Annotated in this window: 12 protein-coding genes; 7 read left to right on the top strand and 5 right to left on the bottom strand. The window is 44.8% G+C overall.

Annotation, left to right across the window (positions count from 1 at the left end):
* Positions 1-6 precede the first annotated feature (6 nt).
* On the top strand, positions 7-1,161 hold the full coding sequence (gene galK, locus DK428_RS10725; RefSeq protein ID WP_109063888.1) for a galactokinase: 1,155 nt from the start codon (positions 7-9) through the stop codon (positions 1,159-1,161).
* Positions 1,155-2,186: a galactose-1-epimerase gene (galM, locus tag DK428_RS10720; RefSeq protein ID WP_109063887.1), complete on the top strand. Its 1,032-nt coding sequence runs from the start codon at positions 1,155-1,157 to the stop codon at positions 2,184-2,186. The genes galK and galM overlap by 7 nt, the downstream gene beginning before the upstream one ends.
* A 162-nt stretch (positions 2,187-2,348) precedes the next feature.
* Here the strand turns inward: galM and aroA are convergent, their stop codons facing one another.
* The 3 genes from aroA to serC form a co-directional block, all read right to left on the bottom strand.
* Entirely contained in the window at positions 2,349-3,674 is a 1,326-nt protein-coding gene (gene aroA, locus DK428_RS10715; RefSeq protein WP_109063886.1) for a 3-phosphoshikimate 1-carboxyvinyltransferase, read from the bottom strand.
* Positions 3,675-3,684: 10 nt separating this feature from the next.
* The gene (gene hisC, locus DK428_RS10710) at positions 3,685-4,782 is read right to left on the bottom strand and encodes a histidinol-phosphate transaminase (RefSeq protein ID WP_109063885.1); all 1,098 of its coding nucleotides are present in this window, start codon (positions 4,780-4,782) and stop codon (positions 3,685-3,687) included.
* 80 nt (positions 4,783-4,862) lie between these two features.
* Positions 4,863-5,945 (bottom strand): 3-phosphoserine/phosphohydroxythreonine transaminase, encoded by a 1,083-nt coding sequence (gene serC, locus DK428_RS10705; RefSeq protein WP_109063884.1) that lies wholly within the window; start codon positions 5,943-5,945, stop codon positions 4,863-4,865.
* 197 nt (positions 5,946-6,142) lie between these two features.
* Between serC and DK428_RS10700 the strand changes: the two genes are divergently transcribed.
* On the top strand, positions 6,143-6,478 hold the full coding sequence (locus DK428_RS10700) for a DUF496 family protein (RefSeq protein WP_050694006.1): 336 nt from the start codon (positions 6,143-6,145) through the stop codon (positions 6,476-6,478).
* Positions 6,479-6,598: 120 nt separating this feature from the next.
* Here DK428_RS10700 and DK428_RS10695 read toward each other — a convergent pair whose 3' ends face one another.
* Positions 6,599-7,060, bottom strand: coding sequence for a PTS sugar transporter subunit IIA (locus DK428_RS10695; RefSeq protein WP_109063883.1), 462 nt, complete (start codon positions 7,058-7,060; stop codon positions 6,599-6,601).
* 352 nt (positions 7,061-7,412) lie between these two features.
* On the opposite strand from DK428_RS10695, the gene DK428_RS10690 reads away from it, so the two are divergent.
* The 4 genes from DK428_RS10690 to DK428_RS10675 all read left to right on the top strand — a co-directional run bounded on the left by DK428_RS10690 (position 7,413) and on the right by DK428_RS10675 (position 14,079).
* Positions 7,413-10,418, top strand: coding sequence for a type I restriction endonuclease subunit R (locus DK428_RS10690; RefSeq protein ID WP_109063882.1), 3,006 nt, complete (start codon positions 7,413-7,415; stop codon positions 10,416-10,418).
* 127 nt (positions 10,419-10,545) lie between these two features.
* Complete coding sequence (locus DK428_RS10685) at positions 10,546-11,748, top strand: restriction endonuclease subunit S (protein WP_109063881.1); 1,203 nt, start codon at positions 10,546-10,548, stop codon at positions 11,746-11,748.
* 48 nt (positions 11,749-11,796) lie between these two features.
* Positions 11,797-13,407: an HsdM family class I SAM-dependent methyltransferase gene (locus DK428_RS10680; RefSeq protein ID WP_109063880.1), complete on the top strand. Its 1,611-nt coding sequence runs from the start codon at positions 11,797-11,799 to the stop codon at positions 13,405-13,407.
* Between the two features lie 63 nt (positions 13,408-13,470).
* Positions 13,471-14,079, top strand: a complete 609-nt coding sequence (locus tag DK428_RS10675) for a DUF4112 domain-containing protein (protein WP_109063879.1) — start codon at positions 13,471-13,473, stop codon at positions 14,077-14,079.
* Positions 14,080-14,262: 183 nt separating this feature from the next.
* Here DK428_RS10675 and DK428_RS10670 read toward each other — a convergent pair whose 3' ends face one another.
* Positions 14,263-15,477 (bottom strand): aromatic amino acid transporter, encoded by a 1,215-nt coding sequence (locus DK428_RS10670; protein ID WP_109090018.1) that lies wholly within the window; start codon positions 15,475-15,477, stop codon positions 14,263-14,265.
* Positions 15,478-15,489 lie beyond the last annotated feature (12 nt).

Below are 15,489 nucleotides of genomic sequence, written 5' to 3'. Positions count from 1 at the left end.
ACAAACATGACCCCAATCCAAAAATCCCAACACATTTTCAACCAAAAATATAATCAACAACCTGAGTTGACCGTGTATGCTCCCGGTCGCGTTAATATCATCGGCGAACATACTGACTACAACGATGGCTTTGTGATGCCATGCGCCATTAACTATGGTACGGCGATTGCCGGTGCGAAACGCAACGATCATGTTTGGAATGTGTATGCCGCCGATTTGGATCTGTCTGATGAGTTTTCATTAGATAAAGACATCCCACAAAGTGAACAAAAATGGGCGAACTATGTGCGTGGTGTGGTGAAATTTATTCAAGAACGCTGCCCTGATTTCAAACAAGGGGCGGATTTGGTGATTTCCGGTAACGTGCCGCATTCTTCCGGCTTGAGTTCTTCTGCTGCGTTAGAAGTGGCAACAGGAAAATTCTGTCAGCAGCTGAGCGATTTGCCTTTAAGCCATACGGAGATTGCGCTTATCGGACAAAAAGCGGAAAACAAATTTGTTGGTGCCAACTGCGGCAATATGGATCAGCTGATTTCTGCGCTCGGACAACAAGATCATTTGTTGATGATTGACTGCCGCAGTCTTGAAACCCAACCAACACCAGTGCCGCACGATGTGGCGGTAATTATCGTGAACTCTAATGTGCCGCATGATTTGGTCACCGGCGAATACAACACCCGTCGTCAGCAATGTGAGCGTGCAGCGGCGTTTTTCGGCGTGAAAGCCTTGCGTGATGTGTCTGTGGCACAATTTAAAGAAAAAGAAGCAGAATTGACCGCACTTGATCCGCTGGTCGCAAAACGTGCGCGCCATGTGGTCACGGAAAATCAACGTGTGTTGGACGCGGTAGAGGCCTTGAAACATAACGACTTAACCCGTCTTGGCGAATTAATGGGGCAGTCGCACGATTCCATGCGAGATGATTTTGAAATCACAGTGCCACAAATTGACTATTTAGTGGAATTGGCGCAGTTGGTCATCGGTAAACGGGGCGGTGCACGCATGACCGGAGGTGGTTTCGGCGGTTGTATTGTTGCTCTTGCGCCACACGATAAAGTGGAAGCCGTACGTAAAATCGTGGCAGACAATTACGAAAAACAAACGGGCTTGAAAGAAGACTTCTATGTTTGCACCGCTTCGCAAGGAGCACACGTATGCTAGAACATCATGTTCAAGGTACTGCGCCGGACGGCTTGCCATTTAATCTTTTCACCTTGCAAAATGCGCAAGGAATGCGAGTGCGGTTTACCGATTGGGGAGCGATGTGGACGTCTTGCCGAGTGCCGGTCAAGGGTGTATTACGTGAAGTCTTGCTGGGTTGCAAATTGGAAGAGTATCCCGTTCAGCAAGCCTATTTAGGCGCAAGTGTCGGACGCTATGCCAACCGTATTGCCAATGCCCAATTTACGCTTAATGATAAAACCGTGATCTTAACCGCCAATCAAGGAAAGCACCAACTTCATGGCGGTGTAAACGGCTTTGATAAACACCGTTGGGCACTAGAAAAGTGCGGTGAAAATTTCGTGTGTTTTTCCTTGCATTCCGCCGACGGCGATCAAGGCTTTCCCGGCAATGTGGATGTGACGGTGGCTTACACATTAACGGAAGAGAATTCGGTAAAAATTGAGTATGCAGGGAAAAGCGATCAGGATACGGCATTGAATTTAACTAACCACGCTTATTTCAATTTAGAAAACGCTGACGAAGGGACAGATGTTCGTCATCACCGCTTGCGCCTGAATGCAGATTTCTATTTGCCGGTAGATAGCGAAGGCATTCCAAATTCGCCGTTAAAACACGTTGTCGGCACAAGTTTTGATTTTCGCGTTGCCAAGCCGATTCAACAAGATTTTATGCAAGGCGAACAGCTAGCCACCAAAGGTTATGATCATTCTTTTATTGTGAACAAGGCCTGGCAAAAACCTTGTGTCTTGTTGAGTTCACCAAATGACGATTTGCATTTGGAGGTGCTGACTTCACAAGCCGCATTACAGGTTTACACCGGTAACTTCCTCGCCGGCACACCCACTCGAAAGGGCACACAATACGCTGATTACAGTGGCGTTGCCTTGGAAACTCAATGCTTACCGGACACACCAAATCACCCGGAATGGCAAAATTACGGAGGCATTGTGAAAGACGATGAGGAATATTATCAATGGACGGAGTATCGTTTTAAAAACTAATGCGTTCTAAAAAATGTACCGCACGGATTGGTTAAAAGTGCGGTGCATTTTTTTCACGTTTTTTACGGTATTGTGTATCGGAGAAGCTGAAATTACTTACACTTCGACAAGCTCAGTGACCGCAATTTCAGCTTTGTGCAACTGTTACACAATGTCGGTTTTTTAGACCGCGTTTGATTGTTGCGCAATAGCTAAAAATTCCTTGAAGAATGTCGGGAAGGTTTTGGCCGTGCAGTTCGGATCCAAAATCGTTACCGGCGTGTCGGATAGCGCCACTAAGGCGAAACACATCGCCATGCGGTGATCGTTATAGGTTTCAATTTCTGCTGCCTTGAAATCCGTTAATTTTAAGGGTTGAATACGAATAAAATCTTCGCCTTCTTCCACGTCAGCGCCCACTTTGCGCAGTTCGGTTGCCATGGCGGTTAAGCGATCCGTTTCTTTCACCCGCCAGTTGTAAATGTTACGAATCACGGTTTCCCCTTCGGCAAACAACGCAGTAGTGGCAATGGCCATGGCTGCATCGGGAATATGGTTCATGTCCATATCCACACCGTGTAACGGGGCTTGTTCCGCCTCAATGAAATCCTCGCCCCAGGTGATTTTTGCCCCCATTTTTTCTAATACGTCAGCAAATAAACGGTCGCCTTGAATGCTGTTTTTGCCGATGCCCGTGACTTTCACTTTGCCTTTAATGGCGCCTGCCGCTAAGAAATAAGAGGCGGAAGAGGCATCGCCTTCCACCAAAAACGAGCCGGGTGATTGGTAAGATTGTTTACCTTTCACGAGAAAGCGTTGATAGTTTTGGTTTTCAACTTCCACACCGAAGATTTTCATCATGTTAAGGGTGATGTCGATGTAGGGTTTGGAAACCAAATCGCCAACAATTTCAATTTCACTGTCGCCTTCTGCAAGGGGGGCTGCCATTAAAAGTGCGGTCAAAAATTGTGATGAAATGGAGCCGTCGATTTTAATCGTGCCACTACGTAAGCTAGTGTTACGAATGGCAATCGGCGGGTACCCCTCGTTTTCTAAATAACGAATGTCTGCGCCCGCTTGCAACAATGCATCTACTAAGTGCTGAATCGGGCGCTCTTTCATGCGCGGCTCGCCGGTTAAAATCACTTCATTTTGTGCGGAAGCGCCTTCACGCGCCAAACAAAGTGCCGCTGCCAATGGACGCATGGCGGTGCCTGCGTTACCTAAAAATAACGCTAAACCGTCATGCCATTGGAAGGCACCACCTAAGCCCTGCACTTCGCAGACGGATTTATCGTCAGATAGGGAATATTGCACGCCAAGCTGTTTTAAGGCGTTAAGCATGTGGCGGATGTCGTCGCTGTCCAACAAATTAGTGACTTTGGTCGTCCCATGTGCCAATGCTGCCAACAATAACGCTCGGTTGGACAGACTTTTCGAGCCGGGCAGGTTGATCGTGCCTTCAATGTGGCGGATCGGGTTAAGGGTAATAGAAATGGCGTGTTGCATAAGTCGTCCGTTATAAGCCTAAGATTTCGCTAAGTGCGGTTAAAAAACGCTGATTTTCTTCCGGCAAGCCGATGCTGATGCGCAAATGGTTCGGCAAACCATATCCGGCAAGCGGGCGCACGATCACACCTTTGCGTAACAGTGCTTGATAAATCGGTGCGGCAGGTTGTTGTAAATCCAACATCACGAAGTTGCCCTTGGACGGCACATAACGCAAACCTTTTTCATCAAAGAAATGTTGCAATAATTGTAAACCGACGCGGTTATTTTCCGCTACTTTTGCGACAAATTCGTCATCTTGAATGGTGGCAGTGGCCGCGGCAAGTGCCAGGCTGTTGCAGTTAAACGGTTGACGTACACGATTTAACAAGCCCGCAATTTCCGTAGAGGAGACCGCATAACCGATCCGCAAACCGGCTAATCCATAGGCTTTGGAGAGGGTTCGGCACACAATAAGGTTCGGATATTTTGCCAACAAGCCGAAAGAATCCACGCGTTCGCTCGGCTCGGTAAATTCCACATAGGCTTCGTCCAGCGCCACGATCACTTGCGGAGGCACTTGGGCCAAAAAGTCGGCAATTTCTACCGCACTTGAGAAGGTGCCCGTCGGGTTGTTCGGATTAGCAATGTAAATTAATTTTGTTTTTGGCGTGATCGCTTTCAGAAAAGCAGTCAAATCATTGCCGTAATTTTTCGCCGGAATTTCTACACGTTTGGCATTCAAGGCTTGGCTAATCAGCGGATAAATAATGAAGCCATATTGGGAATAAATGATTTCGTCCTGGTCGGAAGCAAAGGTGTGGGCAATGAGTTCAATTAAATCATTGGAGCCGTTGCCAAGGGTGATTTGTTCCGGCTGTAACCCGAATTTTTCGGCAACTGCCTGTTTGAAATAAAATCCGTTGGAATCGGGGTAAAGATTAAGGTTGTCTAATTGCGCCTGAATGGCGTTTTTTGCGCTTGGCGGTAAACCGAAGGGGTTTTCATTAGAAGCGAGCTTGATGATGTTATCAATGCCCAATTCGCGTTCAAGTTCTTCAATAGGTTTGCCGGCTTGATAGGGCAAAAGTGTTTTAACGCCTTCATTGGCGCGATCGAGGTACTGCATGGTTGCTCCGAGTGGTGATGAAGGAAAATAAAAGTGCGGTAGATTTTTTACAATGAATTTCAACCGCACTTTTTAGAGGGTTACGCGTTTTCTTCCGCGAATTTTTGCATGAATTGAATCAATGCTTGTACGCCTTCAATCGGCATGGCGTTATAAATGGAAGCACGCATACCGCCTAGCACTTTGTGGCCTTTTAATGCTTGTAGTCCCGCCGCGGTGGCTTCAGCGACAAATTTAGCGTTCAATTCATCATTGCCGGTGTTGAATGTCACATTCATTAAAGAACGGTTGGCTTTCGCCACGTTATTGTGGTAGAAATCGCTACCGTCTAAATAATCGTACAACAATTTGGCTTTTGCCTGATTGCGTTGTTCGATTTCCGGCAAACCACCGATAGACAATAAATGTTTGAACACTAAGGCACATAAATACCACGCAAACGTTGGTGGCGTATTGATCATGGAATCGCTGTTTTTTTGCGTTTCGTAATTCCAAATAGACGGTGTAGCTTTGCGTGCTTTGCCGATTAAATCATCACGCACAATAACGAGGGTGATTCCCGCCGGTCCAAGATTTTTTTGAGCGCCTGCATAAATTAAGCCGAATTTGTTGATGTCTATTTTGCGGGAAAGAATAGTCGAGGAGAAGTCACCCACCAATACAGCGTTGCCCACGTTCGGCACATCAAAAATTTCCACGCCGCTGATCGTTTCGTTCGGGCAGTAGTGAACATAATCATATTGTTCGGCGATGTCGCTAAAATCGAGGGATTTTACTTTGAGTTCATCACCCGGTTCTAAGATATTGATTTCATCGATTTCACCGAAGAAACGGGCTTCTTTCGCCGCCGTGGCTGACCAGTGACCGCTGTTTAAATACAACGCCTTGCCATTTTCACGCAATAAATTCATCGGAATCGCCGCAAATTGCCCGCGCGCGCCGCCTTGTAGGAAAAGAACTTGGTAGTTATCAGGAATGTTATAGAGTTTGCGAAAATCCGCTTGAGATTGGGCGATTAATTCCATAAACAATTTGCCGCGGTGACTCACTTCCATGACGGAGGTGCCTTGTCCCTGCCAATTTAATAATTCTTGTTGTGCTTGTTCCAAAACCGCTTTAGGCATCATTGCCGGACCGGCACTGAAATTAAATACGTTTGCCATATATATTTCCTTTTATTAAATAAATTATAGCTAGAGTTTTATCACCTCGCTGTTTTCTAATCAATGCTTTTTGCGGAAATTTTTTACATTTGCCGCGAGATGGGAGAATGCACCGGAAAATGCGTGAATACTTTGACGAAATAGGGAAAAAAGGCTACATTATCGCTATTCATTTTTTAAAATAAGGGAGCAAATCGATGGACAATGTCAACAAATCTTTTCAGGATGTTTTGGAGTATGTGCGTATGTATCGCTTAAAAAATAAACTGTTACGCGATATGGACGATAATAATCGTAAAATTCGTGATAACCAAAAACGGGCTTTGTTGTTAGAAAACTTAGATCAATATATTCGTGACGACATGACGATTCGAGATGTGCGTGCCATCATTGAAAACATGCGGGACGATTACGAAAATCGTGTTGACGATTATATTATTCGCAATGCCGAATTATCCAAACAACGTCGCGAAATCAGTAGCAGAATGAAATCCCAAACGAAATCTCATAGCGAAAGCGGCAAAAAAGGCTAACGCAATGATTTTAGAAACTGACGGCAGCCTTGGCTGCCGTTTTTGATCCCTAAAATACCGTATATTCATTTTCTTAATCAAAGTGCGGTAAAAAAATGAAATGTTTTTTATCACAGACGATTAAGCATTGAGAGCAGTATCAATCACGGCAAGCACTTCTTCTTTGGTTTTGCAGTCGAGGAATTTTTGGATGTTTACGCCGTCATCGCTTTCCGGATCATCAAAAATTTGTGTGATTTCAACAATCCCTTCGATGTGAGTGTCGGAATCGCTACCGGCCAAGGTGACTAACACTGAAACCAATTCACCGTTGAAATCCACCGGTTCGCTTAAGGTGGTTAAACCGAAAGCGGTTTTAATCACGCCATCCTCCGGGCGAGAATGAGGCATGGCAAGGCCGGGTGCTAACACGATGTAAGGACCGAGTTCTTTTACTTTGGCTATGATATTGTCGTAATAACGCGACTCAATGGCGCCTGAAGCAACCAATGCGTCAGTGCCGATTTTAATGGCATCTTCCCAGTTGGTAGCGGATTGATTGAGTTTGATGGAATTGTTTTCGATAAGCGATTCTTTTAACATGAACGACTCCTTTGAAAGATGACTTCTCTTGTGGTATTAGAAAAAATCGACTACATAAATTTACTATCTTGTTAACTCCGTTCAGATTTGTAATAGATACAACAAGAATTATTAGATAAACATTATCTACATAGGCATGGAAAAATGTGTATGACGGATAGTAAAAGTTTACTCATATCTTCCCAAAATTAAAAATAATGTCGTCTGAAATTATTGATAAGTATTTCAGGCGACTTTTTTATTATAAGAAAGCCTCTTTGTATGTGCTAGAAACAGGGAAATCTTAGGTGATTTTACCTTTGAAATCTATATAATATCCGCCACAAAGGAACTCAACTAGATAGGAAACATCATGTCCCAAACCCACAACGAAAACTCCCGCGTCAAAATCCCTGCAGTCTTACACCTGATGCGGTTGGGCTACGATTACCTCTCGCTCAAAAACGAAAATTGGGACAAACCAACTAACATATTTCCCGAAATCTTTATAGAAAGCCTCTGTCGCATCAATCCCGATTTATCGCCGGACGATGCACACCGTTTGCTGACCGACATCACTATTGAGCTGGATAACGAAGACTTGGGGCAAAAATTTTACGAACGCCTCACCAATCAATCCGGCGGCAAGAAGCTGATCGACTTCCAAAATTTTGATAACAACAGTTTCCATGTTGTAACCGAATTGCCCTGCATCAATGGCGACGAAGAATTCCGCCCCGACATTACCCTGCTGGTAAACGGCATGCCTTTAGTCTTTATCGAAGTCAAAAAGCCTAACAACAAAGGCGGAATCGGCGAAGAGCGGGAGCGCATGGGCAAACGTGCGAAAAATCCCAAATTCCGCCGTTTTATCAACATCACACAATTCATGATTTTTTCCAACAACATGGAATACGACGACGGCGCAACCGAGCCGGCGCAAGGCGCGTTTTACGCTTCGTCTGCTTACGGCAAGCCCGTGTTCAACTACTTCCGCGAAGAGCATAAATTAAACCTTGCTGAGTTATTGAACACGCTTTCAGACGACCTCGAAAACAACGTCCTACAAGACAACAACCTGCCCGTTATCAAACACAGTCCCGAATTTATCAGCAATAAATCGCCCGAAACACCGACCAACCGCATCCTGACTTCGCTGCTTTGCCGCGAGCGCCTCGCCTTTATCCTGCAACACGGGCTGACGTACGTTAAAAGTAACCAAGGCGCGCTGCAAAAACACATCATGCGCTATCCGCAGCTATTTGCCACCCTCGCCATTGAAAAACATTTGGCAAACGGCGGTAAAAAAGGCGTAATTTGGCACACCCAAGGCTCCGGCAAAACCGCGCTTGCTTATTACAACACCCGCTACCTGACGCACTATTACGCCAAACAGGGCATCGTGCCGAAATTCTATTTCATAGTGGACAGGCTCGATTTATTGAAACAGGCGCAGCGGGAATTTACCGCCCGCGACTTAATCGTCCATACCATCGACAGCCGCGAAGCCTTTGCTGCCGACATCAAATCCGCCCAAACCCTGCATAATCACGCAGGTAAAGCGGAAATCACCGTTGTTAACATCCAAAAATTCAAAGACGACCCCAATGTCGTCGCCCGTAACGACTACGACCTCGCCATCCAGCGCGTTTATTTTCTTGATGAAGTACACCGCAGCTACAACCCCAAAGGCTCGTTTCTTGCCAACCTCAACCAGTCCGACGTAAACGCCGTCAAAATCGGGTTGACCGGCACGCCGCTTATCGGCGTAACCGCAGGCAACGTCAACACCCGCGAGCTCTTCGGCGACTACATCCACAAATACTATTACAACGCCTCCATTGCCGACGGCTACACCCTGCGCCTGATTCGCGAGGCCATCAGCAGCCAATACAAAGCTCAATTGCAGGCTGCATTGGCGCAGCTTGAAGTCGAAAAAGGCAGCTTTGACCGCAAAGAAATCTACGCCCATCCGCACTTCGTCCGCCCGATGCTTGATTACATCTTGGACGACTTCGCCAAATTCAGAAAAACCAACCAAGACGACAGCCTCGGCGCCATGGTCGTTTGCGACAGCGCAGAACAGGCACGCCAGCTTTTTGACCATTTTCAGACGACCTCAGACCACAATCTCACCGCCGCGCTGATATTGCACGATGTCGGCACTAAAGACGAACGCGACCAATGGGTTAAAGACTTCAAAGCAGGCAAAACCGACATCCTGTTTGTGTACAACATGCTTTTGACCGGCTTTGACGCGCCGCGCCTGAAAAAACTTTACCTAGGCAGACTAATCAAAGCCCATAACCTTTTACAAACCCTGACCCGCGTCAACCGCACCTACAAATCTTACCGTTACGGCTATGTTGTCGATTTTGCCGACATTGAACGCGAATTTGACAAAACCAACCGCGCCTATTGGGACGAACTTTCGAACGAATTGGGCGACGAAATCGGCAGCTACAGCCAGCTTTTCAAAACGGCAGAAGAAACCGAACAGGAAATTGCAGACATTAAAAACGCCCTGTTTGATTTCGATACCGAAAACGCCGAAGAGTTTTGCCGCCAAATCAGCCAAATAGAAGATAAAAAACAGCTTCTTGCCCTAAAAAAAGCCCTGCAAACCGCCAAAGAGCTGTACAACGTCCTGCGTCTGCAAGGCAGCCACGAATTTCTCGCGCATCTGGATTTTGACAAACTCAATCTCCTGTACCGCGAAACCGCCGCCCGCTTGGATACCTTAAACCTTGCCGAAAAATTGCAGCAAGGCGACGCCGCCCATTTGCTCAATGAAGCATTGGAAGACGTTTACTTCCAGTTCGTCAAAATCGGCGAAGCCGAACTCAAACTTGCCGACGATTTAAAAGACATCATGCGCAAAGTACGCGAAGGGCTGGCGGGCAACTTCGACCAAGAAGACCCCGAATACATCAGCCTGCGCGAAGAACTGGAACGCATCTTCAAGAAAAAGAACCTCGCCGAAGTTGGGCAAGAAGAAATGAGGGCAAATATTGACACACTCGAAACCGTTTATGCTCAAATCAAAGAGCTGAATCGACAAAACGACCTTTTGCGGCATAAATACGGCGGCGACGCCAAATATGCCCGCCTTCACAAGCGGCTTATGGAAAACGCCGCCCTCTACGGCGACAAACTCAAAGTCTTTAACGCACTAAACGGTGTAAAAACCGATGCCGACCAAAAAGTGCTGGATATGGAGCAGATTTTGGACAACCAAAATTACTTTGAAAAACAAATGCAAGGCATCGTATTAAAACGCTTTAGAACGGAACAGCAATTTCCTGTTCAACCCGCAGACATCCAAGCCATCAACCGCCTATTGGTGCGGGAATACTTAAAAGAAAGCGGGCGGATTTAAGGAAGTGGTTTCAGGTAGCCTTTACGGGCGTATTGCATACGTCCAGACGTGGACAATAAAAAGTGCGGTCGGATTTTGAAATGTTTTTTCAGACGGCATTTGAAGAGTTTTGAGAGATAAAATCAATATGAATAGTGCATTAAAGAATTATGCAACATATGTAAATAATAAAATTGATGTATGTGAAATTTCGCTTAACCAATATATTTCAACAGATAATATCTTGCAAAATAAGCAAGGAATAGAGTGTGCAGCATCTTTACCGATTCAAGGTGGAAAAGTAACTGCATTTAAAAAGGGCGATATTTTATTAGCCAATATACGACCATATCTAAAAAAAATTTGGTATGCCCAATTTGATGGGGGTTGTTCTGCTGATGTTTTGGCGATTCGTGCTAATGCAGAAACAGATAGTCATTTCTTATTTTATGCTTTGTTTCGTGATGATTTTTTTATCCATGCAATGAAAGGTGCAAAGGGTACAAAGATGCCACGGGGCGATAAAGCACAAATTATGGAATTTAAAATTCCAGTTTTTGACCTCAAAACCCAACAATCCATCGCCGCCGTCCTATCTACTTTGGACAAAAAAATTGCCCTGAACAAACAAATCAACGCGCGCTTGGAAGAGATGGCAAAAATCCTGTACGACTACTGGTTTGTGCAGTTCGATTTTCCCGACGCCAACGGCAAGCCCTACAAATCCTCAGGCGGCGAAATGGTGTTTGACGAAACCTTGAAACGGAAAATTCCGAAGGGGTGGGAGGTGAAGAGTTTATGGAAAATAGCGAAGTATTTTAACGGATTAGCTTTGCAAAAATATCGTCCTGAAAATGAACTCGATGATTTTTTGCCAGTTATTAAAATTAGAGAAATGAATGAAGGTGTTTCTTCAAATACTGAAAGAGCTAAAACAAATATCCCAAAAGAAGCAATTATTGATGATGGGGATATTTTATTTTCTTGGTCTGCGACTTTAGAAATCAAAATTTGGTCTCAAGGTAAAGGGGCTTTAAATCAACATATTTTTAAAGTAACTTCTTCCGAATATCCAAAATACTTTTTTTATTTTGAATTATTAAACTATTTGAAGCATTTTAAAATGATTGCTGATTTAAGAAAAACGACGATGGGACATATTACTCAAGACCATTTAAAACAAGCATATATTTGTATTCCTTCTCAACCATTATTAGAAAAATTGGAAAAAATTGTTACTCCTATTTTTCAAAAAATGCTAATAACTCAAAAACAAAACCACCAACTAACCCAACTACGCGATTTCCTACTGCCCATGCTGATGAACGGGCAGGTATCCGTAGCGGAATAAGCCGGTTTCAATAATCCGAGCGATACAATAAAAAGAACGAGATAAAAAATGACCGAACAACACTTTACCGAACAAACCAAAGCCTTGATTGACAGCTTAAAAACCATTTGCGCCAACTATGGCTTAGGCAACGATGGCAACGAGTTTAAAATCATCAGTCAGGCTTTTTTGTATAAATTTTTAAACGACAAATACGATTTCGAAGTTAAACAAATTCGCAAAGAAAAGCCAGACGAACCAATCGAGTTCGTCAATATGGATATTGAGGGAAAAACGGCCGTTTTGAAGCCCGAGCATTCCATCAAATATTTATCGGAGCGACAAAATGGCGCGGACTTTGCCAAACTCTTTGACGATACGCTCACCGATATTGCCGCGCAGAATGCGGAGCTGTTTTCGGTGAAAACCGAAGGCGGGGCGAAAATTGTGTTGTTCGAGCGTATCAGTCAATACATTACTGACGAAGGTCGCCGCGATGATTTCTGCCGAGCGCTGATTTCCAAGCTGGCGGGTTTTAGTTTCGAGGCGATTTTTGCCCAAAAATTCGATTTTTTTGCGACAATTTTTGAATACCTGATTAAAGACTACAACAGCAATTCCGGCGGCAAATATGCCGAATACTACACGCCGCATGCGGTGGCGCGGATTATGGCGGATATTTTGGTGCCGGAGGCGGTGCGCGGGCAAATCCGCAGCGTGGACGTTTACGACCCGTCGGCTGGTTCGGGAACGCTGCTGATGAATGTTGCCCATGCCATCGGCGAAGACAAATGTATGATTTATACGCAGGATATTTCGCAAAAATCGTCCAATCTTTTGCGGCTGAATCTGATTTTGAACAATTTGGTGCATTCTTTGAATAATGTGGTTCAGGGCAATACGATTTTGTCGCCCGCCCATAAAGACGCTTCAGGTCGTCTGAAAAAATTTGATTTCATCGTTTCCAATCCGCCGTTTAAATTGGATTTCAGCGATTTTCGCGACCAATTGGAAGGCGAGGAAAACCGCGAACGCTTTTTTGCCGGAATCCCGAAAATCAAGGCGAAAGATACGGATAAGATGGAAATCTACCAGCTTTTTATCCAGCATATCCTGTTTAGCCTGAAAGAAAACGGCAAAGCGGCGATTGTGTTGCCGACGGGCTTTATCACTGCCCAATCGGGCATCGACAAAAAAATCCGCGAATATTTGGTGGAAAACAAAATGCTCGCCGGCGTGGTTTCCATGCCTTCCAATATTTTCGCCACGACGGGAACCAACGTTTCTATTCTGTTTATCGATAAATCCAATAAAGACAAAGTGGTATTAATCGACGCATCGGGCTTGGGCGAAAAAATCAAAGACGGCAAAAACCAAAAAACCGTACTCTCCCGCGCAGAAGAACAAAAAATCTGCAATACTTTCACGCACAAACAGGCAGTAGAAGATTTCAGCGTGGTGGTCAGCTACGATGAAATAAAAGCGAAGAATTACAGCCTGTCGGCGGGGCAGTATTTCGAGGTAAAGATTGATTATGTGGATATTTCCGCCGATGAATTTGCGCAGAAAATGGCGGGATTTTCGGCGGATTTGGACAAACTCTTCACCGAATCTGCCGAATTGGAAAAAGAGATTAAAGAAAATCTGCAGTTGTTGAGATTTAACGATAGAAAGCAATAAATCTACAAGTACTTAATCTGCGCGCATTAAAATAATCTACATAGAACCAATATTAAGAACACAATGAAAAATAACAATACTCTTATTCCTTTTGAAAGGCAGGAAATCATCCGTCGTGAACGTCATTTGGCTAAATATGCTAACACGATGGATTGTCTCTTCTGTATTCCCTTTACTAAACAAGGGGTTGGCCTCGATGCTATCCTTTCGCTCATTCCCTTCATCGGTGACATTGCCGGCTTATTGCTGACTTTAAAAGCCTTCCGCATGGGCAAGGAGTTAGGCGTACCGGAACATAAAATGCGACCGGCGGTGTATTTAGCTTTTGCCGATATGTTATTGGGTATGATTCCGGTGTTGGGCACACTTATTGACATCTTCCTACAACCGACTTATCGCACCATGAAAATTATTAATGAGCACGTTCGGAGCGAGTATGGCATAGATAGTACCTTGCATTTGGAACGCCCGTTCATGCACGCCGGTCTTGAAAAGAAACAGGAAAAATCTGCCTTTTGGCGCCATCCTGTTGCCGCATGGATTTATCTACACCTGCCAGATTTCTTTGGTCTGATTATGCTAATTCTGATGGGATGGGCTGCAGTAGCGTTAACAAAATGGGCTTGGGGTGGTGTTACCTATTTGTTTAACGCAGTGATTGGTTTTTTCTAAGCTAAGGAAATTGGAAGGCGGGATTTATTCTGCCTTGATTAGACATGGTGAAAAATAACCCAAGCGTCCATACCGCTGTTTATTTGATCTAACTGTGAACCTGTTCTCCATCAAATTGATGTAAATAAACGCACAAAAAAATGACCGCACTTCAATAAAGTGCGGTCATTTTTTTTAGTGTTTTTATCCCACCACAAACGGTAGATAACCTGCTCGAATGGCAAATGGAATGGAGGTGATAATAACACCTAACACTAACACGATGAAAAGTGTCAAATTACCGCCCCAAACTTTATACGGTAGGTTCGGATGAATTTTACGCGCCTTCCACACGAGAGAGACCGGAAGAACTACGGCGTAGAAGGCGAACATTTGACCGGCATAGCCTAAGGCAAGGATGAAACCTTTCGGGTAGAACAAGGCGAAGACGATAGGCGGGATGAAGGTCATTAAACCAAGGGAGAAACGACCTGCGTTGATGTTAAAGGAACGTTTTAATAAGTCTTCGATACATTCTAACAAACCGATTCCCACGCCTAAAAATGAAGTAATTAACGCCAACGTTGAGAAGATTTTCACCGCATTTGCCATGATGTTGCTTTGCGTAATGGTTAAGGTGGCGGTGACCAAACCGTTTAAGGTCGGATCCTTTTGTAGAATTTGCAAAAATTCATTTTGTGTGAGCAAACCGTGGGTGGAAAGTTGCCACAAGATGTAGGCGAATAGGGTGATGCCGGAACCGACCAAAATGGCTATGCGAAGGGCTTTTACGTTACCGTCTAAGTATTTGTTCAAGCTTGGAATGGAACCATGGAAGCCGAAGGCGGTGAAAAATACCGGACTGGCGGAAATAATCAGGGCGTTATCAATCGGCATGGCCATGAGGTTATCCAATTTGATTGCCGGTAACATGAGCCCCAATACTACGATGAACGTAGTGATCATGGTGAAAAACAGCAAGCGGTTGATTTTATCCACGCTGTGTGTGCCGATGACAATAAAAGCGCCGAAGAAAACGGTGAAAATTAATACGGCGGTTTTGCCGGTAGTTTCATCATCGATAATCGTAGGCAGAGTATCGGCCAATAATGAGCCGCCTCCGCTGATATAGGCGGCGATTAAGGCGTATAAAAAGATGATTAATACAGCGGTGGAAATGATGCATCCCGGTCGACCGAAATATTGTTCGGCCAAGGTGCCGATGCCTGCGTCGCTTGGTGCAGTTTGGTAAAGTTCAACAAAAAGTAATGCGGTAAATGTTAATAATGCCCACAAGCCTAATAATAAAAGCAAGGTGGCGCTAAAGCCGATACCGGCGGAGGTGAGCGGCATAGCCAACATACCCGCGCCAATCATTGTACCTGCGACTAGCAGCGTACTTCCCACTGTTTTGTTCATTATTGTTCCTTA

The organism is Aggregatibacter kilianii (genome assembly GCF_003130255.1).
Lineage (GTDB): Bacteria > Pseudomonadota > Gammaproteobacteria > Enterobacterales > Pasteurellaceae > Aggregatibacter > Aggregatibacter kilianii.
Note: the sequence above shows the minus strand (reverse complement) of the source record. Positions and strands in the feature narration are given on the sequence as shown.

What these genes read in the sequence shown, in the direction of transcription:
- DK428_RS10675 (WP_109063879.1), top strand. Translation starts at nt 13,471, where the DNA reads ATGAAAAATAACAATACTCTTATTCCTTTTGAAAGGCAGGAAATCATC.
- DK428_RS10700 (WP_050694006.1), top strand. Translation starts at nt 6,143, where the DNA reads ATGGACAATGTCAACAAATCTTTTCAGGATGTTTTGGAGTATGTGCGT.
- DK428_RS10670 (WP_109090018.1), bottom strand. Translation starts at nt 15,477, where the DNA reads ATGAACAAAACAGTGGGAAGTACGCTGCTAGTCGCAGGTACAATGATT.
- hisC (WP_109063885.1), bottom strand. Translation starts at nt 4,782, where the DNA reads ATGCAGTACCTCGATCGCGCCAATGAAGGCGTTAAAACACTTTTGCCC.
- DK428_RS10685 (WP_109063881.1), top strand. Translation starts at nt 10,546, where the DNA reads ATGAATAGTGCATTAAAGAATTATGCAACATATGTAAATAATAAAATT.
- DK428_RS10690 (WP_109063882.1), top strand. Translation starts at nt 7,413, where the DNA reads ATGTCCCAAACCCACAACGAAAACTCCCGCGTCAAAATCCCTGCAGTC.
- DK428_RS10695 (WP_109063883.1), bottom strand. Translation starts at nt 7,060, where the DNA reads ATGTTAAAAGAATCGCTTATCGAAAACAATTCCATCAAACTCAATCAA.
- galK (WP_109063888.1), top strand. Translation starts at nt 7, where the DNA reads ATGACCCCAATCCAAAAATCCCAACACATTTTCAACCAAAAATATAAT.
- galM (WP_109063887.1), top strand. Translation starts at nt 1,155, where the DNA reads ATGCTAGAACATCATGTTCAAGGTACTGCGCCGGACGGCTTGCCATTT.
- DK428_RS10680 (WP_109063880.1), top strand. Translation starts at nt 11,797, where the DNA reads ATGACCGAACAACACTTTACCGAACAAACCAAAGCCTTGATTGACAGC.
- aroA (WP_109063886.1), bottom strand. Translation starts at nt 3,674, where the DNA reads ATGCAACACGCCATTTCTATTACCCTTAACCCGATCCGCCACATTGAA.
- serC (WP_109063884.1), bottom strand. Translation starts at nt 5,945, where the DNA reads ATGGCAAACGTATTTAATTTCAGTGCCGGTCCGGCAATGATGCCTAAA.